This is a genomic window from Paenibacillus sp. sgz302164 (genome assembly GCF_056120505.1).
Genome location: NZ_JBVYOL010000022.1, coordinates 37,335 through 57,191 on the forward strand (window position 1 = coordinate 37,335; position 19,857 = coordinate 57,191).

At 54.1% G+C, this 19,857-nt stretch carries 13 protein-coding genes; all 13 read right to left on the reverse strand.

All coding sequences use genetic code 11. The annotated features are described in order from the left end of the window. Positions 1 to 639 precede the first annotated feature (639 nt). The 13 genes from AC0LWT_RS29100 to AC0LWT_RS29160 all read right to left on the reverse strand — a co-directional run bounded on the left by AC0LWT_RS29100 (position 640) and on the right by AC0LWT_RS29160 (position 19,813). Entirely contained in the window at positions 640 to 1,632 is a 993-nt protein-coding gene (locus tag AC0LWT_RS29100) for a PHP domain-containing protein (protein WP_474684797.1), read from the reverse strand. Positions 1,633 to 1,664: 32 nt separating this feature from the next. Beyond that, positions 1,665 to 2,495 (reverse strand): alkaline phosphatase family protein, encoded by an 831-nt coding sequence (locus AC0LWT_RS29105; protein WP_474684798.1) that lies wholly within the window; start codon positions 2,493 to 2,495, stop codon positions 1,665 to 1,667. After that, positions 2,492 to 3,310, reverse strand: coding sequence for a DeoR/GlpR family DNA-binding transcription regulator (locus tag AC0LWT_RS29110; RefSeq protein ID WP_474684799.1), 819 nt, complete (start codon positions 3,308 to 3,310; stop codon positions 2,492 to 2,494). The genes AC0LWT_RS29105 and AC0LWT_RS29110 overlap by 4 nt, the downstream gene beginning before the upstream one ends. A 2-nt stretch (positions 3,311 to 3,312) precedes the next feature. Continuing rightward, on the reverse strand, positions 3,313 to 4,353 hold the full coding sequence (locus AC0LWT_RS29115; protein WP_474684800.1) for an ABC transporter ATP-binding protein: 1,041 nt from the start codon (positions 4,351 to 4,353) through the stop codon (positions 3,313 to 3,315). Position 4,354: 1 nt separating this feature from the next. After that, positions 4,355 to 5,182 carry an ABC transporter permease gene (locus AC0LWT_RS29120; RefSeq protein WP_474684801.1) on the reverse strand — a complete coding sequence of 276 codons (828 nt, stop codon included), beginning with the start codon at positions 5,180 to 5,182 and terminating at the stop codon, positions 4,355 to 4,357. Next, entirely contained in the window at positions 5,179 to 6,033 is an 855-nt protein-coding gene (locus AC0LWT_RS29125; protein ID WP_474684802.1) for an ABC transporter permease, read from the reverse strand. The genes AC0LWT_RS29120 and AC0LWT_RS29125 overlap by 4 nt, the downstream gene beginning before the upstream one ends. A 103-nt stretch (positions 6,034 to 6,136) precedes the next feature. After that, positions 6,137 to 7,294 (reverse strand): ABC transporter substrate-binding protein, encoded by a 1,158-nt coding sequence (locus AC0LWT_RS29130; RefSeq protein WP_474684803.1) that lies wholly within the window; start codon positions 7,292 to 7,294, stop codon positions 6,137 to 6,139. Between the two features lie 209 nt (positions 7,295 to 7,503). Next, positions 7,504 to 8,322: a carbohydrate ABC transporter permease gene (locus AC0LWT_RS29135; RefSeq protein ID WP_474684804.1), complete on the reverse strand. Its 819-nt coding sequence runs from the start codon at positions 8,320 to 8,322 to the stop codon at positions 7,504 to 7,506. Beyond that, a complete protein-coding gene (locus AC0LWT_RS29140) occupies positions 8,323 to 9,195 on the reverse strand; it encodes a carbohydrate ABC transporter permease (protein ID WP_474684805.1) in 873 nt (290 codons plus the stop codon). A gap of 66 nt (positions 9,196 to 9,261) precedes the next feature. Then, a complete protein-coding gene (locus tag AC0LWT_RS29145; RefSeq protein ID WP_474684806.1) occupies positions 9,262 to 10,608 on the reverse strand; it encodes an ABC transporter substrate-binding protein in 1,347 nt (448 codons plus the stop codon). Positions 10,609 to 10,728: 120 nt separating this feature from the next. Further along, positions 10,729 to 12,342 carry a response regulator gene (locus tag AC0LWT_RS29150; RefSeq protein WP_474684807.1) on the reverse strand — a complete coding sequence of 538 codons (1,614 nt, stop codon included), beginning with the start codon at positions 12,340 to 12,342 and terminating at the stop codon, positions 10,729 to 10,731. Further along, complete coding sequence (locus AC0LWT_RS29155) at positions 12,335 to 14,104, reverse strand: sensor histidine kinase (RefSeq protein WP_474684808.1); 1,770 nt, start codon at positions 14,102 to 14,104, stop codon at positions 12,335 to 12,337. The genes AC0LWT_RS29150 and AC0LWT_RS29155 overlap by 8 nt, the downstream gene beginning before the upstream one ends. Positions 14,105 to 14,272: 168 nt before the next feature. Further along, positions 14,273 to 19,813 (reverse strand): invasin domain 3-containing protein, encoded by a 5,541-nt coding sequence (locus tag AC0LWT_RS29160; RefSeq protein WP_474684809.1) that lies wholly within the window; start codon positions 19,811 to 19,813, stop codon positions 14,273 to 14,275. Positions 19,814 to 19,857 lie beyond the last annotated feature (44 nt).

Sequence of the window (19,857 nt, forward strand, 5' to 3'; positions counted from 1 at the left end):
CCGGCTCGCTTGCCGGGCCCCCATATCGCAGGCTGCCCACCACCACCCCGCGGGTCAGAGGCCGATAGCACCAATCTGCCCATTGCACTGTGCACTGTGGTCGACCGACCGCCGTCATGCAGCGCAACACCGCGCGCTGGGAGCTGCGCGCGGTGCGAAAAGAAAAAAACCTGCAAAAACACATGAATTTGCGTCCTAAATCGCTGGCCACAAACAATTCCTGCAAAAGTGCAGGCTTTTCGCCGAACAGATGGACCCAGATTCACTTTCAGCGAAAATCCCTGCACTTTTGCAGGCTTTTCGCCAAAACAAGCCGATTTCATGGAAAAAACCTGCACATTCGCAGGTTTTCTCCCCTTCCAAGCTGCCTCCTGCCCAGCCGCGTGGTTTCCACGACCTACACCGGGAGAGGCGCGCACCCAGAAAAGGCAGCTGTCTCACGACTTTCTCGGGCAGCCTGACAATCGCAGATTTTTCGCCGCAACGAACTACTTTCGCTGAAAAAGCCAGTAGACCTGCTGCTTATTTTCATTCTGTGGGGTGATGTTCGCGGCATCATGAGAGTTTCCCGGCCCGCTTCCTGAACGCCCGCGCCAAACAAAGGAATCCCCCCATCGCAGGACGACCCTTCCCCTCCGATCAAGAGATCGGCAGCATCACGCGCCGGCGCTTCCTATACACGGCGATCTCCCGGTACCCCGTGTCTATCGCCAGCTTCAGTGCATCGTCCAAATGCATGCCGATATCATCGGGAAAATGAGCGTCCGACGACAGCGTAATCGGCACCTGCTGCTCGTACAGCGCTTGCAAAAACGACGGGCTGGGACACATTTCCTTGACGGGGTAACGGTACAGCAAGCCTGTGTTGATCTCGGAACCGATGCCGGCGGCGCTTAACACCGAGGCGATTTCTCTGTATGCCGGGAGCAGCCCCGCTTCGTCCGGCCGGTAGCCGAACACTTTTAAATTGTCCAAGTGGGCGATAAAATCGAACATTCCGCTGGCAATCGCTAGCTTGACGGTGTCAAAGTGCCGCTTATACAAGCTTTCCAAATCGGCGGTTTGAAACCGATCCTGCACCTCCGGGTTGTCGAAGCCCCAGCCGTCCAGCATGTGCACGGAGCCGATGACGTAGTCGAGGTCTAAAGGAGCTAGCAGCGCCCGGAGCTGGTCCTCTCCCCCGATGAAAAAGTCGGCCTCCACGCCGATCGACAAATCCTCCTCGCGCTCAGCCGCTTTGCGCATCGCCTTCATATAGGTCTCGATCGAATAAACGCTGACCTGATCCAGCCATTTTCGCTGCAGCCGGCCGAGCGGCGTGTCATCCAAAAGCATGAACTGCTCGTAATAGCTTTTGCATTCAACAAAGCGGTACAAATGATCGACCACGCCGAAGCGCTGAATGCCCCGTTCGCGGCCCTTTTGTAAATAACGCTGAATCCAGTCCTCGTGAAAGCAGCCCTGCTCCATTCTCGTTTGCAGCATTTGAAAAACGCGCTCCATCCAATCCCGCGTATGCGCATCCCCGATTGTATCACCGCTTGCGGTGTTGACGAGCGCCCGTCCCGTACGCTGCAGCCATCGCAGAGAATAAGGCCCTTCCTCCAGATGAAAATGAAAATCTACCTTCACAGACGTACCTCCTGAGAAATTTCATGCAAAACTCACAGCATAATCGTATGTTTAAAAGCCGGGATTTCCGATTCCGTCATGCCTTCCCCAAGCGGAAGGGAGAGCAGTCTGCATACCATCGGAGCTACAGCCAACTGCGGAATGACTTCCTCGTAATAGCCCGGTGCGAAAGAAGAGCCGATGAGATAAAAAGGAACTTCCCTCTCCGCTGCGCCCGTGCCGCCATGGCTGCCGTCCGCATTCATGCCGTGGTCCGAAGTGACAATAATTTCGTAATCCATTTCGATCCAAAATGGCAGCAATGAAGCTAGAATACTGTCGACTTCAATCGCTTTGTCGCGGTACGCTTTGGACTCCCCGCCGTGCTTGTGCCCGGTGTCATCGATGCCCATCGGATGGATGTACAAAAAGTGAGGGTCATGATTGCGCCGTAAAATTTCGGCATCGGCAAACAAATGCGAATCCGGGTAAGCATCGTCAAAATAAAATGTGCCATGCTGAATCGGCTTACTGAGATCATGCTGCTGACGGTCTTCAATCCGGTCGAACGGCGACCGGTTGTACAGCTCGCTGACCCAATAGTAAGCCGCCGCAGCTGTAGTCAGGCCCTGCTCGGCCGCCAGGTGAAAAATGCTGCGTCTGTTGGACAGACGCACGATATGGTTGGCGGTAATTCCGTTCACAGAGCTGGGAGTTCCCGTCAGCAGCACTTCATACAGCGGCCGCGATAAGCTGGGCAGCTCGGACTTTACTTTATGGCAAGCCGCTTTGGACGCCTCGACCAGATGGTTCAAGTAGCCCATGGAAGCGCGGGCCGTATCATAGCGCAATCCGTCCAATACGATCATGATCACTTTGCTCATTTTATTTCACCTCTCTCCTCAGTATTCGTCGAACAGGCATCGATCCAAAGCACTCCGCAGCGGTCGATCTCCCGCCTCCACTCATCCGGAACCCCGGTGCTCGAAATAATAATATCGGCCTGCTCAAGCGGTATGACATGGGCAAATGTCGTTATGCCCAGCTTGGAATGATCGGCCAGCACGATGACTTCCTGCGCCGCCGCGGCAAAAGCGCGCGACACCGCCGCCTCGTTGAAATCGTAATCGGTAATTCCGTCCTGGAGCGAAATGCCTCCGACCGAAAGAAAAGCTTGATCCACATGGAATTGCGCCATCATTTGCTCGCACAGCGTGCCGAAGATCGACCATTGCTCCGGATTCGCTTCGCCGCCCAGCATGATCACCCGTCCGCCGAATACGCCCCGGCTGATCGATTCCAGCAAGGCCGATGCGACCGGAATCGAATTCGTCAAAATCGTCAGCCGCTTCTTGCCCTGGATGGCCTGGGCCATCTCCAGCGTAGTGGTCCCAACATCGATGACGATCGTGCTGCCGTCCTGGATCAGCTCGGCTGCGCGCCCGCCGATCGCTTTTTTCTCTTCGGGATGAATGCTTTGGCGGAGCGTGTAAGGCGCTTCATCGTTCAAAAAAGTCGGCTTAATGGCGCCGCCGTACACCCGCTTCAGCTTGCCTTCCTTCTCCAGCACGAGCAGGTCGCGGCGAATGGTTTCCGGCGACACCTCCAAATGATCGGAGAGCGGAATCACCATCACTTTGCCGTCCTTTTGCAGCCGTTCCATAATGACCTGTTTTCTCTCTTCAGCTAATACGGACAATATTATGCACCACCATCATCGAGTACTTTGCAGGCTTCGCGGGGAATCCAAAGCTTGACTTCACCGCCGGCTTCCAGCTCCGGCCGCTCGCCGCCATTCAAAAGATCGACGTTCAACGCCAGATCCTTAACGTTTACACTAAAGCGCAGCACATTGCCGAGCACAATGACTTCCTCGATGCGGCCGGCGGCCTCGAAGCCTTCGCCTGCGGGCCAGCCCGGCTCGGCATCTTGGCGCGCCAGGCGGATCGCTTCCGGGCGGATGGCGAAGCAGCCGCCCCGCCTGTCCCGATTGCCCGTCAAGCGCTCCAGCTCCTGCGCGCTCAACACGTTGTAGCTGCCGATAAAACGGGCGACAAACTCATTGCGCGGATTCGTGTAGATTTCCTCCGGCGTTCCCATCTGCACGATCTGCCCTTGATGCATCACGCAGACCCGGTCCGAAATGATCAGCGCTTCTTCCTGATCGTGCGTGACGAAAATCGTCGTCATGCCCAGACTTTTTTGAATGCGGCGCAGCTCGATGCGCAGAGATTTGCGGATTTTGGCATCGAGCGCGCTGAGCGGCTCGTCCATGAGCATCAGCTTCGGCCGCACGGCCAGCGACCGGGCCAGCGCGACCCGCTGCTGCTGGCCTCCGGACAATTCGTGAGGATACGATTTCATTTTATCCTCAAGACCTACGAGACGCAGCATCTCCTGCACCCGGCCCGCGATGTCGGCCTTGCCGAGCCGCTGCATTTGCAGCCCGAAAGCGACATTATCGCCGACATGCAGATTGGGGAACAAGCCGTAGGACTGGAACACCATACCGACCCCGCGGTCCTTGGGCAGGCGGTTGGTGATCGGCTTGTCTTCAAGATAAATCTCGCCTTCCTCAAACGAAGCGAGCCCCGAGATGCAGCGTAGCAGCGTGCTTTTGCCGCATCCGCTCGGCCCCAATAGCGTCACCAGTTCCCCTTTTTCCACGCGCAGATTCAGCTCCCGAAGCACAGAAGAGGCTCCGAATCTCTTCGATACGTTCTCAATATGCAAATAGCTCATGCTAGGCTCCTTTCTTGGCTGTTTCCCATTCCACAGGATTTCCTCTGCCGAGCAGCCGCTTGCTGAGGCCGAGCAGCAATCCCGACAGCAGCAAAATAAACACGAAATAAGCAATCACAATGGCGCTCGCCAAATGGCCGCTTTCGCTGAGCCGCCGGTACAAGTAAATTTGGATCGTTTCAAAATGGCCGCCAACCAGCAAATTGGTCAGTACGAACTCCCCGAACAGCACGGAGATGGAGAGCAGCGTCGAAACGAGAATACCCGGCAAAATGTTCGGGACAATGATGCGGCGGAAGGCGGTCATTTTGCTTGCGCCCAGCAGCTCTGCAGCCTCCATCAGCTCGGGAGCGTTGACCGTCCGGATGCTGTTGCGGATGCCCTGGTACATATAGGGCAGAATCGCCACGAAATAGGCGGCAATCAAAATGCCGACCGTACCGGAAATCGCCAAAGGCCCGGACGAGTACAGCTTGATCAAGCCGACTGCGGCTACAACGCCCGGAATCGCGTACGGAATCAGCGCAGTCAGATTCAGCCAGCGTTCCCATTTGGGAAAGTACATCGTCACTACGAAAATGGTCGGCAGCATGACGAGCACGCTAACCGCCACACTGATCAGGCAAACGTACAGCGTTCGTCCAAGCGCGTCGGCAAAGCGGGCATCGCGAAACAGCTCTCCGAACCAGCGCAGCGTCCAAGATTCCGGCAAAATAGTCGTCTGCCAGTTGCCGGCGATTGAATAAAGCAAGGTAGCCAGCAAAGGAATCAACAAATAAACCATAGCAAGCAAAATAATGACGCGGGGAATGGCACGATTGCGCTTCACTGTAAATCCCTCCTCACCCTGCGCATCAAGCGCTCGTTGATCCACATCGCCAGCACCATCGTGCCGCCGAGCAGCACGGCCAGCGCGCAGCCGAGCTGCGGACGCGTCACGACATTGCCCGCCACAAGAGAGCCGATGCGGATCGCGAGCAAATTGTAATTCCCGCCGACCAGCGCATAAGCCGTTGCGTAAGCCCCCATCGAATTGGCGAAAAGAATCGTGAACGTCCCGGCGATGCCGGGGAGCAGCACGGGCAGCGCAATTCGCCGGGCAAACTGCCACATGCCCGCGCCCAGCAAGGAAGCGGCTTCCCACCACTGCTCACGCATGCCGTAGAAGGTCGGATACAGCAGCAGCGCGCCGAGCGGCACCTGAAAATACACATAGACAAAGGCGAGCCCTGTCCACGTATACAGATCGAAGCCGGCAAACAAGGACCAGCCCCACGTTTTGAACAAAATCGTGAGAACGCCGTTGTTGCCGAGCAAAATAATATAAGCAAAGGCCAGCGGCAAACCTGCAAAGTTCGAGGTCATGTTGGAAATCATCAGCACGAAATTTCGCGTCCGCTCCGACGTCCGGGTAATCGCATAGGCAAGGAGCAGGGACGCTATGATGCCTGCCAAACTGGAATACAGCGAAATCAGCAGGCTGTTGCGAATCGCTTTTAAGTAGAAAGGATTTGTCAGCGAAGTGATATACTGCTGCAGTGTAAATTGATCGCCGTTGTCCGACAAAAAGCTGTTGATCACCAGCACAGCCGCAGGCAGCAGCTCAAATCCGACGATCAGGATCACAAAAGGCAGAAGCACGGTAAGTAATAAAAGCTTCGAAGGCACTCTGTTTTTCATCGTTTACCCCTCAGAGTTTTCATTGGAAAACTTGCAGCGCATGCATTCGCTTAGTAAAACAGTTACCTTCCCCGAGAAGAAGGTAACTGTCCGCTATTTCGTACTAATTGAGGTTAACCAAAACTTTTTCCTGCCATAATTGCGGGAGGGTTTTCGAAGTAGCGTCCCAAGTTTTGAAATCCTTGATCGGCTTGGCGTTCTTGTACTGCTCGGTAGGAATCAGCTTGCCGGCTACGTCCGCAGGGAGCTTGACATCGTCGCGGATCGGTCTGGCGAAGCCTTTGGCCAGGTTGATTTGTCCTGCATCGCTCAAAATGTATTCTCTTGTCAATTTAGCGGCATTCGGATGCGGAGCGTATTTGTTGATGATCGTCGCGTAGGCGCCGATGACGCTGCCTTCTTTGGGAATAGCCACATCATAATCGGCAGGGTTCAACTGTTGACGGTAGCCCAGTGCGTTGAAATCCCACACCAAAGCGACTTCGATTTCACCTTTTTCAAAATTAGCCACTTTGACGTCGGATAAAGAAATCCGCTTTTGCTTGGACAGCTTTTCAAAGAAATCGATGCCCGGTTGAATGTTTTTCTCGTCTCCGCCGAAAGCGATCGCTGCCGCCAGAATCGCATTTTGCGCCTGGGACGCTTTGGCAACGTCGCCGATAGCTACTTTGTAAGTTCCTTTGGCAATATCGTCAAAGCTTTTCGGAGGGTTTTTCACCAGTTTGGTATTCGTGATGATGGCGATCGTACCTTGGTAGCCAACCACCCAATGTCCGTCTTTATCTTTCGCCCAATCGGGGATTTTGTCCCAAGTTGTCGGTTTGTAAGGCTGCGTCACATTTTTCTCAACGGCAACGGATGTAAAAGCCATCCCTACATCGCCGATATCGGCCGTAGGCTTGTCCTTCTCGGCTTCGAACTTGGCGATTTCCTCGGCGCTCGACATGTCGGTATCGGTATGTTTCAGGCTGTATTTGCTCGTGATATCGTTCCACGTATCTTTCCAATCCACCCAATCATCCGGCATGCCTACACTGACGATGGCACCTTCTTGTTTCGCTTTGTTTTGCAGGTCGTCCAGCGATACCGTTTCATTTGCTTTCGGGCTGCTGCTCGCAGGCGCCTGGCTTGCAGCCGGAGCTTTGCTTTCTGCGGGCGCCGCCCCCGTTTTTGCCGCCTCTTTCGCCCCGCAAGCGGCCAAACTGCCCGCCAAAGTGACGATTGCAAGAAGCGAAGCGGTTCTTGTCCAAATCTTATGCATGTTTCTTCCTCCCTATAGTCATGTTATTTGTTGTTTGATCCTGTTGTTTCTTTTCTGATTCAACTATAAGACGGAAATGTTTGTCGTGTTTCAACTGGGTGTTGAGAGCTTGTAAATTTTAGCGCAGCAAAAAAAAGGGCCGGACGAATGTTTCGTTCGTCTGCCCTTTCGGTCTTGAAATAACATTTGCATCTCCAGCTTGTAACCGTTTAGCTTTTCACGGCACCGCTCGTTAAACCGGAAATCACATACTTTTGCAAAAACACGTATACGACCAAAACCGGCAAAGATACGAGTACCAGATCGGCAAATACCAAGTTCCAGTTCGCCGAATGCGCTCCGAAAAACAGAAAAGTGGTCATAACCAGATTGTATTTGGACTGCGAGTTAAGAAAGTAGACGGAAGTGCTGAAATCGTTCCATACCGCCAGGAATTGAATGACGATATTCGTCACGGTAACGGGCGTCAGCAGCGGATAAATAATGCGGAAAAACAAGGTGTAGGGTCCGCACCCGTCCAATAAAGCGGATTCGTCGATTTCTCTTGGAATCGTTTTGAAAAAACCGCTGTATAAGAAAACACCTACCGGGAAATTAAGAGCGACGCAAACCAGGATCATCGCTTCCAATCCGCCCGTCAGATGCAGCTTTTTCGCAAGAATGTAGGTAGGCACGATAAACTGCGGAATGACCAGGCCGAATACGATAATCAGGTTGATCAGTTCCGTTATTTTCGATTTCTTGCGCTGAATCACATACCCGGCCATGGCCGAGAACACGACCAGCAGCGTGACGGAAACGATAGTAATAATCAGGCTGTTTTTAAAAGCATTGCCGATCTTGGCTTCCCGAATGACGGTGGCGAAATTATCAAAATGAATCGCCGATGGCAGCGACAGCCCCATCAGCGAGGCTTGCGTCTGGTCTTTCAATGAATTGACGAGCAGCATGTAAAAGGGGATTAGAACCAGCAGCCCGATGATCAAAGCTGCAAATTCGGATACGTTTCTGCCGAGTTTCCGCTCCATCTAAAGCTCCACCTCCCTCTTCCTGAGCACGTAATACGTGGACACGGATACAAGCGCTACCAACACTGCCAGCACAACACTTCCGGCGCTGGACTCGCCGAGCCTTGAGGCGCCGTAGGATTTGTAAATCCACGTATTGATGACTTCGGTTGTCGTTCCCGGTCCTCCGCCCGTAGTCGCAGAAATCATATCGAACACTTTCAAACCGCCTATCAGATTCAAAATGAGAATGTTATTGAAGGCCGGCATAACTAACGGCAGCGTAATGTGAACGAACTTTTGACCGGATGTAGCCCCTGCGATCTCTGCAGCTTCGTAATAATCCTTCGAAATCGTCTGCAAGCCGGACAAAATGATGACCATATTGAATCCCGTCCATTTCCAGATCTCCACCGCCGAAGCAGCGTACAGCGCAATCTTGGGATCGTGCAGCCAATCGTGCGCGAGCGCCCCTAGCCCGATTTCATTCAAAAATTTGTTGAGAATCCCCGTTTCGGGATGCAGAATAGCGACGAAAATCAAGCCGACGGCAACGTTGCTGAGAATGGCCGGGGAATAAAAAACAGTCCGCAAAAACCCTCTGCTTTTCAGCTCCCGGTTCAGAAAAACAGCCAACAAAAGGCCCAGCGCCACTTTACTCACCGTTGTTACCGCTGTGAAAATGACCGTATTGCCGACAATATGCTTGAGGCTGGGATTGGAAAAAAACGATGCGAAATTGTCCAACCCGATCCAGCGTGCGTGGAATCCGTCCCAGTCCGTGAAGGAATAATATACCCCCTGCAGCGTGGGAATGACGAAAAACACGAAAAAGATAAGGCATCCCGGAATCAACATCGTGAGCGGGTAGCTTTTTTTCAGGCTGCTGCTCATTTCTCCACCTTCTTTATTTGCAAGAAGCCGGTCTCAAGAAAGAACCGGCTCCCCGTCCTTATTTCTTTATTTTTTCCAATTCGGGTCGTTTTTCGCTTTCGCGCTTTTGGCTGTAGCGTCGTCCATATTTTTCAAAATTTGATCCGGCGTTTTGCCGCCGAGGAAATAGTCCAAAATGTCGGCATTCTGATCGCCAAAATCATACAAGTTCAAATTCCCCCAGAAGCTGTCCCCGTTGCCGGCGTCGATGATTTTCTTAAGATCCTCCTGCGCGGGCAAAATGCTGGCCGTAACCCCCTTCTGATACGTAATCCCGCCTTGCGCGTCAAAAAACTTTTGCTGCGTCGGCACTGAGGTGAAGTAATCGATGAACTTTTTCAGCAGCTCTTTATCCTTGAATTGATCGGTCACCGATAAATTAAAAGGAACGAACAAACTCGTTTTCTTATCTTCGTCGAAAGGTACCCGGAAAGCGCCGATATCTTTGGCCTGGTCGGGGAATTTCTTCTTGATTTCATCCATAATCCAGGTCGCATTAATCGTCATCGCAGCGGTTCCATCGACTAGCGCTTTTTGCGAGCCGTCATACGTATCGGCCAAATAATTTTTTTGAATGTAGCCTTTATCCAGCAGCTCTTTGTGCTTGACCAACGCATCCTTGACCAGCGGAAAATCGGCATAATGCGCCTGATTCGCATTGATTTTGGCAAAAACGTCCGTCAGCGGCTTATTCTCCCGTAACCAGCCTTCGTGATCGAAAATATTGACCGTCCACGTATCTTTGGCAGGCAAATAAATCGGCGTAATGCCGGCAGCTTTAATTTTCTCGCACGCGGCCAGGAAGTCCTGATACGTTTGCGGTACGGCAATGTTCAGCTTTTCAAAAACTTTCTTATTGTAGAAAATACCTGAAACGTTAATGCTGTCAAAAGGGATTCCGTATACTTTGCCTTGATACGTGAACTGCGGCGCGCTCATGATCGAATCCGGGATATTTTTGGTCCAATCACCGCCGATTTCCTGAAAATGGTCCAAGCCGCCCATGTTTCCATTCAGCCAGTTGACTCCGTAATTGGAGATCAACATAGGCAGTTCGCCGGCAGCGGCTCTCGCTTTGTATAAATCCTCGCCCTGTTTGCCGCCGGCCACCTTCTCGATATTGAGCTTGAATCCGAGCTGATCGGCATGGTCGTTCACATCTTTCTCAATCGCTTGTATCCCCGGTTTGTACCAGTCAGTGAACATCAACAGCGAAATCTCCTTCACTTTCTTCGAAGCTTCGGCCGTTGCTTTGCTCTGACCCGCCGTGCCGGCCGGCGCGCTGCTGCCGCCGCTGGGAGCCGCATTGTTTCCGCAAGCGGAAAGCGATGCAGCCAGTGAAAGAACGATCAGGCTTCCTGCAATCTTTTTCATGATATTGCCCCTCCTTCATGTATAAGAACGTTATTTCTAAAAACAACTATACGACAGCCGCACGCGGAAAAAATTATGATATCTTCCGATTCGCTACGATATTTTCCGATTCAGGCATCGTTACTCGCTATCTCTGACATTCACGAACTCTTTGGGCGTGATGCCCAGCTTTTTTTTGAACACGTGCAGGAAGTAGTTGTAATTGCTGAATCCGCACTGTCCCGGGATATCCTTCAGCTCGGTTTTGCCGTCCTTCAGCAGCTGTTTCGCTTTCTCCACCCGCAAATCGTTCAGGTAATCGACGAACCCGACGCCGATTTCCTCTTTAAACTGCGAGCTTAAATAGTTGCTGCTAATACCGATCGATTCGGCGACGCCGGCTAGAGATAAAGCTTCGTGATAGTGCTGGTTCATATGTCGAACCGCCTTTTGGATATGAAAAGAGTACTGCTCTTTGGTGCTCAAATGCAGCAGCCGCAGCAGTTCGCGGAATAAGCCGGTAATCCATTCCCGGATTTCCTGCAACGTTTCCAATTGGGCCAGCACCTCGTGCGGCACTTCATTATTTTTGTAAATCGCCCGGACATCAAGCGAATTTTCTTTATATTGGCGGCTGACGATGCCCAGCAGTTCGTTGAACATCATTTTGGAGCTGGCAAGACTCGCTTGATTCCGCTTAACTTGCGTGAAAATGTTGTCCAACACGCGCATCGTTTGTTCTTCGTCGATCCGTTTTATGCTGGCGATCAGTTCTTTTTCGTCCTCAATCGCCAGGCCCGTCATGGCATGCTCGCCGCTTACGGGACGAAAGCTTTTGACGATGCTGTTTTTCCCCATAAAAAATTTCCCCTGCAAAGATTGCGCCGCCACTTCATAGCTGCCGGCCACTTGCCCTAAATCGGCGCACAAGCTTCCGATACTGAAACTCGCGGAAACTTTGACGAATTTTTTCAAGCAGATGCTCGTGCGGTTCAAAATTTCGGTCAACGCATGGTCGACGGCATGGCGGCTTCGCACAGTAACGAAAGAGAGCAGCATAATAAACCTGCCGCCCGCGATATGAGAGACGACCCCGTTCCCGTGGTCGCCAAATATTTCTTCCACTATGTTGACGATGGCGAATCTCAGAATGGATTCTTCTTTTAACCCCCGCTTGGCCACGATGCCGTGGAAATCGTCGACCTCCATCACAATCGACACCAGGTTCGCAGTGCCAAGATTCAATTGGAGCGCCTTCATATGATCGCGGATTTCATCGTTATCGTGATAATAGCCGCTCAGCAGTTGGATGATGAACTTTTCACGAAGCGCATACAGTTGGTCTGCCCGCGGCCTTTCCAATTGCAGCGGACTGCGCCGGCGAATGCGTTCTTTGGCCCGCTCCAGCGTCTCCAGCAAGATATCTTTATTCAGACGATGCTTCAGCAAATAGTCCATTGCGCCGTTGCGCAGCGTCTCCCGCACAAGGTCGAAGTCGTCGTAGCTGCTGAGCATAATCAGCACCGTGTCCGGCCACCTTCTATGAACGACGCCCGATAATTCAATACCGTCCATATGCGGCATCCGAATGTCCGAAATGATCATATCCGCCTTTTGCCGCTCCATAAAGGCCACCGCCTCCGCACCGTTAGGCGCTTCGCCGCAAATCGTCAAGCCGTGCTGTTCCCAATTGATCATAAATTTCAAGTGGGTCCGGGGCAGCAATTCATCGTCCACAATCAGGATGTTAAACATATCGCTCCATCTCCTCGAAGGTAATGACAGGTAAGGTGACCTCGACAATGGTGTAGAGGTTACGTTCGCTAACGATGCTTACGCCGTAATCGTCCCCAAAGTTGGTCTTAATTCTGGAGATGACGTTCCGGATGCCTACATGGCCTGCGGAATTGCTGTTCGCAACGATGTCTTCTATCGTGTTCTCCCCGATGCCTGCGCCGTTATCCTGAATTTTAAAAACAAGCTTCTTGTCCTCCGCGTATCCTTTGATGAGAATGGCTCCCATGTCCTTCTTGGGTCCAATGCCATGGATCAGGCAATTTTCTATGAAAGGCTGCAGCAGCAATTTGGGGATCAAATAAGGCTTCACACTCTCGCTGATGGAAAAGCTGTAGGTGAACTTGTTGCTGTACTTGTACTCTTGAATATTTAAATAGCTCTTCAGGTACTCGATTTCTTCCTCAATCGTGATGAATACCTTGTCCTGCATGTTGATGTGCATCAATCTCGATAAAGACTCGGCCACATCGTGAATGTTATCGGCCCCTTGGTAAATGGACAAATATTTGATCGTATTCAGCGTATTATATAAAAAGTGAGGGTTGATTTGCGCCTGCAATGCACGCATCTCCGCTTTGCGCTTATCCTGCTCGCGCTGTTTCGTATCCTGGATCAAATCTTTGATCCGATGCACCATGGAGTTGAATTGCCGGGACAACTGGCCGATCTCATCGTTCGAATCAATCTCCAATTGCACATCCAGATGGTTGCCGTCAATTTGTTTGATTGCGCGGTTCAATCTCAGAATCGGTCTGGTCAAATAGGAGGACGCCACCGTGGAAACCAGCAGGGCGATCAGGCAAAATGCGATGGAAAGCAGCAGCGAGCTGTTTCTCGTTTTACTGAATTCCTCGAGCAAAATCCTTTTCGGAACGATGCCGATCAGCATCCAATTAGTCGTAGGCGAATAACGGTATACGATCAAATTATCCTCATGATCGATCTTGCTGTAGAAACTGCCCTCGTTCCCCTGCATGCCGCTGATCATAGCGCTGATATCCGGATCGGGCATCTTCTCCTTCTGCGAATTGTAGACGATCTCGTTCGAACTGCGGTCGGCGATCAAAATGTTCACCTTGTTCAGGTTGCTTGCGAACATGTCGCGCAGCAAATCGCTTTTGATATCGGCGATCACGAACCCGATCACGCTGTCTTGATATTTAATGGGACGGGCGATCGAAGCCACTCTATCGTCCCGGTAAGGCGTGATATAAGGATTATCCGAATTATAATGGGGAGGAATGAACACAGACGCCCCTTCGTCATTGATCAATCGGGGATACCATCTCTGCTTGGTAAGGAATTCCCAGGAAATTGTATTTCCGTTCGAAAACGTCCTTCCGTTTAAATTAGCAATCATAATATCGTTCAAATAATGCTTGTATGTGAACAAATTGACCAAATAATCGTCAATTTTCCTGTTTTCTTGCAAATAGGAAAGTCCTGTCGATTCCTCTCTTTTCGACAAAATGGCGACAATATCGCTTTCTGTCGATGTAATCGACACCAGCGCATAAATATCTTTGAGAGCCACTTCCAGATTGTTGCCGGAAACTCTCAACATGTCGTTGATGTAGTTGCCCGCCGACTCCCGGGTATCCTCCGAAGTCCGGTAATTCCAGAAATAAATGATAAGCAGATTGAATGAAATCATCAAAATCAGGTTGACAAACAAAATCTTGTATTTGACACTGTTGAACGTATGCGGCTTTATTCTCATCAAATGTCCCCCCTCTCCTGAAATTGTATCTGCTGGTTCACTATTCAGCAATAACTTTAGAGATTTGTCGGCGGACCAACAAATTAGTGGCGGCGCTTTCTTTGGGCTTGGGTGATCTTATATGCACACAAAAGAGACGAGCCCCTAGGCCCGTCTCCTGATTTAAGCTTATTTATCGATTAATCCCGCTTTTTGCAGCATCCGGTAAAGAAGTACGGTCGTCTCGGCACGAGTTAACGGCTTCTGCGGACGCAATTCATTGCCATACCCCTTCACCAAGCCTATATGAATGGCTGTCCGCATCGCATCGCTCGCCCAGCCGCCGATTTGATTGCTGTCAGTGTAGGCGGCCAAGTTCACTTGCGCCCCGGCATTGCTTGTCACCGAAGCGGCATCGGCCATACGCAGCGCCCGAACGATCGTTACGATCGCTTCTTGCCGCGAAACCTCCCGTTTGGGCCCAAACGTTCCGTCACCGAAACCGTCCATAATTCCGTATGCTTGAACTGCTTTCACGGCCCGGCTGTACCAGATCGACTCGCTCACGTCTCGGAAACCGGCACGATCTCCGCCCTCCGGCAAGCCCAACGCTCTCGCAAGCAAAGCGGCGAGTTCAGCCCGCGTAATAACGGCTTCGGGAGCAAACCGGTTTTCATCTACGCCAAGTACGATCATTCTGCTATTCATCCTGCCAATTTCAGCCGCGGCCCAATGTCCTTGAATATCTGTAAATTGGGACGTTTTGGACACCAATGCATAAACGCTGTTCGTGAGGCTGCGAATAACGGCCGCCTGATGTCCGTCAACTTTGGCAAATTCCGTCGGCACCGGACGCACACCGAATGTCGGATCCCATACCACGGCCGTTGCAGCCGTTCCGGCATCCGCCGGCAAATAGAGAACCCTTTGTACATAGCGGTTGAAGCCGGAAATCTCGCTTTTTTCGCCATGATGCGTCACATATACGTTAAAATGAATCGGATCCGCCGCCAACCGGAAACCGCCTTTATTCGCCGCATCCTGCAGTCCGGGTATCGCTTCAATTTTGCCGCGCTCGATCGTTATTTGAACTTCCGCATCGTTCGTCCACTCGGACTCCTGATTTACGACTTCCGCCAGAGGCAAGCGATACTGGCCATGCTGAGTTTTTAAAGTGATCTTATCCGCTTTCCCAGCAAGGAGCTTGACAGCTTCGCCGGGAAGCCGCAGCGCTGTTTGGTCCGCCTCATCTTCAATCGATACCGAGAGATTCCGTTCAGGCGAGGAGGATAAAGAGTCAAGCACCTCCTTTAAAGTATCCTTATCCAATCGAACATCAACGGACTTCACTCCATTGGAATCTGTTTGAAGTGTGGCAATCCCGGACACCTTTGCATCATTGATCCAAGCCGCGATCGAATTGCCGGGCGACGAATGGCTTGACGAGCTTGAAGTCGAACCAGAATCGGAACCGGAGCTTGCAGCCGAACGAATCACGCTCAGCGTATATGTTTTAACTGAACCGTCTTGCGCTCTGACATTGACTTCGAACGTGTTTTTGCCTGTTGCAAGCGAATATTCACCGGTCATCGGGCTGCCCGCAACCTGCAATCCGTTCACGTAGACGGCAGAATAGACGTCCGAGGCTGTCAGCACCATTTTCAAGCCATAAACCGAATGGCTTACGTCTACCGTATAGTTCACTGTCCCCGGGTCAAAATCGAACTTTACCGTCCCGCCCAATCCCATAAGCTGCCAGCTGCTCAAGCTCGCATTGCCGCTCAAAGGAACGATGTTCCGGACTTCAATCGAGCTAACGTTCGCGTTGCCCGCCGTATCGGCCACATAGACTGAATAAACCCCGTTCTCTTGTACGGTAAAATGGTCCGTGATTTCTACGCCCTGCGTCCCAAAATACGAGACAGGACGGTTTCCTGCTGCCCATTTGATCGAAGAGACGTTATTGAATTGACCATAAACCGACGCCGTTACGGTAACGGTCACGCTTCCGAAGGTTGGACCGGCAGGAGCCGCTTGCAACACGATATTCGGAGGCTGATCGTATGTAAACCTAATATTCACGGTTTGGTCCAACGATAGACCGCTTGCTTCTTCCTTTGCAAAATAAGTCACGTTCTCTGCCGTTGTATTGCTTACCGCAAATACGGCAAGACCATCCGCATTGGTCAATCCGTAAACGACATCGATGACCGATCGTCCGCCATTCGCTTCGAGCAGTACCCGTTTTCCGGCAATCGGATGGTCGTAATCGTCCTTCAGCTTCACGAAGATCGAGGCTCTGCTGCTGCCATCCGCCCGTACGACAAGATCGCTTGCGGCAACCGTTGAGCGAGATGAACTCACCTCTCCATGGAGAAACTGAACGCTCGCCGTCGCCGACAGCGCGCTTCCGCCTACGCTCGCGCTCACCGTCGCGGTGCCCGTCGTCGTCGGGGCCGTCAGCGTCGCCACGTAGCTGCCGTCTCCGTTATCCGTCACTGGGCCTACCGTGCCCAGTGTCGATGCGATCACGACCGTCGCTCCTCCGCTCGTCAATGCATTGCCCTGCGCGTCCTTCAGCTTCACGCTGACCGCAGTCTGGCTTGCACCGTCGGCTGCCAGCGTCGCGCTGCCCACGGTGACCGTGCTTGTCGCCGCCGACACCGCTCCGGGCACGAACTGCACGCTCGCCGTCGCTGTCAGCGCGCTTCCGCCTACGCTCGCGCTCACCGTCGCGGTGCCCGTCGTCGTCGGGGCTGTCAGCGTCGCGCTGCCCACGGTGACCGTGCTTGTCGCCGCCGACACCGCTCCGGGCACGAACTGCACGCTCGCCGTCGCTGTCAGCGCGCTTCCGCCTACGCTCGCGCTCACCGTCGCGGTGCCCGCCGTCGTCGGGGCTGTCAGCGTCGCCGCATAGCTGCCGCCTCCGTTATCCGTTACTGGGCCTACCGTGCCCAGTGTCGATGCGATCACGACCGTCGCTCCGCCGGTCGTCAAGGCATTGCCCTGCGCGTCCTTCAGCTTCACGCTGATCGGCGTCTGGCTTGCACCGTCGGCTGTCAGCGTCGCGCTGCCCACGGTGACCGTGCTTGTCGCCGTCGACGCTGCTCCAGGCACGAACTGCACGCTCACCGTCGCTGTCAGCGCGCTTCCGCTTACGCTCGCGCTCACCGTCGCGGTGCCCGCCGTCGTCGGGGCCGTCAGCCTCGCTGCGTAGCTGCCGTCGCCGTTATCCGACACTGGGCCTACCATGCCCAGTGTCGATGCGATCACGACCGTTGCTCCGCCGGTCGTCAATGCATTCCCCTGCGCGTCCTTCAACCTAACGCTGACCGCAGTCTGGCTTGCACCGTCGGCTGTCAGCGTCGCGCTGCCCACGGTGACCGTGCTTGTCGCCGCCGACACCGCTCCGGGCACGAACTGCACGCTCGCCGTCGCCGTCAGCGCACTTCCGCCGACACTCGCGCTCACCGTCGCGGTGCCCGCCGTCGTCGGGGCCGTCAGCGTCGCCGCGTAGCTGCCGTCTCCGTTATCCGTCACTGGGCCTACCGTGCCCAGTGTAGTCGCTACTACGACCGCCGCTCCGCCGGTCGTCAATGCATTGCCCTGCGCGTCCTTCAGCCTAACGCTGACCGCAGTCTGACTTGCACCGTCGGCTGTCAGCGTCGCGCTGCCCACGGTGACCGTGCTCTTCGCCGTCGACGCCGCTCCAGGCACGAACTGCACGCTTACCGTCGCCGTCAGCGCGCTTCCGCCTATGCTCGCGCTCACCGTCGCGGCGCCCGCCGTCGTCGGGGCCGTCAGCGTCGCCGCGTAGCTGCCGTCTCCGTTATCCGTCACTGGGCCTACCGTGCCCAGTGTTGTCGCAACTACAACCGTCGCTCCGCCGGTCGTCAATGCATTCCCCTGCGCGTCCTTCAGCTTCACACTGACCGCAGTCTGGCTTGCACCGTCGGCTGTCAGCGTCGCGCTGCCCACGGTGACCGTGCTTGTCGCCGCCGAAACCGCTCCAGGCACGAACTGCACGCTCGCCGTCGACGTCAGCGCACTTCCGCCTACGCTCGCGCTCACCGTCGCGGTGCCCGTCGTCGTCGGAGCCGTCAATGTCGCCGCGTAGCTGCCGTCTCCGTTATCCGTCACTGGGCCTACCGTGCCCAGTGTTGTCGCTACTACGACCGCCGCTCCGCCGGTCGTCAAGGCATTCCCCTGCGCGTCCTTCAGCTTCACGCTGACCGCAGTCTGGCTTGCACCGTCGGCTGTCAGCGTCGCGCTGCCCACGGTGACCGTGCTCTTCGCCGTCGACGCCGCTCCGGGCACGAACTGCACGCTCACCGTCGCCGTCAGCGCACTTCCGCCGACACTCGCGCTCACCGTCGCGGCGCCCGCCGTCGTCGGGGCCGTCAGCGTCGCCGCATAGCTGCCGTCGCCGTTATCCGTCACTGTGCCTACCGTGCCCAGTGTTGTCGTAACTACGACCGCCGCTCCGCCGGTCGTCAATGCATTCCCCTGCGCGTCCTTCAGCTTCACACTGACCGCAGTCTGGCTTGCACCGTCGGCTGTCAGCGTCGCGCTGCCCACGGTGACCGTGCTCTTCGCCGTCGACGCTGCTCCGGGCACGAACTGCACGCTCACCGTCGCCGTCAGCGCACTTCCGCCTACGCTCGCGCTCACCGTCGCGGCGCCGACCGTCGTCGGGGCCGTCAGCGTCGCCGTGTAGCTGCCGTTGCCTTTATCCGTCACTGGGCCTACCGTGCCCAATGTCGTCGCAACCACGACCGACGCTCCACCGGTCGTCAAAGCATTCCCCTGCGCGTCTATCAGTTTCACGGTAACCGTCGTCTGACTTGTCCCATCGGCAGTCATCGACGCACTGCCTACTGCCAGCGTGCTCTTCGCCGCCGATGCCGCTCCGGGCACGAACTGCACGCTCGACGTCGACGTCAGCGCGCTTCCGCCGATACTCGCGCTCACCGTCGCGGTGCCCGTCGTCGTCGGAGCCGTCAATGTCGCCGTATAGGTGCCGTCGCCGTTATCCGTCACTGGGCCTACCGTACCCAGTGTCGTCGCAACCGCGACCGCCGAGCCTCCAGTCGTCCAAGCATTGCCCTGCGCGTCTTTCAGCTTCACGGTAATGGCCGTCTGGCTTGTCCCGTCCGCTGCAAGGCTGGATTGCGCGCTTGAGATCCCGCTCTCTGCCGGGGATATCGAATTATCTGCAATCATGTACGTTCTGAAGGAGTAATCGTAACCAAAAGCCGGAGAGAACCCTCTTGTATAAACATCGCCGCCGATCATGTACCATCCAAAACCGGCAGATCCTCCGTTTTCCGTTGAGGCAACCATTCTGTACATTGTTTCCCTCTTCAAATATGGCGCCGCCCCGGAGAAATCGAACGATACCCAGCCTGATCCAGCCGCCGTTTGCGCTGTTGCAAGCGGAGTCGCAAGATCGCCTTCTTTATAAATGCTCAACTGAAAGGCCCCGGTCGAGCCGTATGAGCCGGCTGTGTTGAGATCGATTTTGCTGAGATTGCCGCTAATTGCCGGAGTAAATGTTTGATAACGCTGATAGTCATGGTTGACCCAACTATTCCCGCTCCCACTTGCCTGCTCTTGATCCAGGACAACCGGATCCGCAGCAATGGCATACCCGCCGGGCAACACCCCAAAAATAACCATGACGATAAGCATCATGGAAATCCATCGTTTTCCTTGCTTCAAGCCTTTCATCCATATCCTCCATTCTACTGCAGAACCCTAAAATCGAATCATTC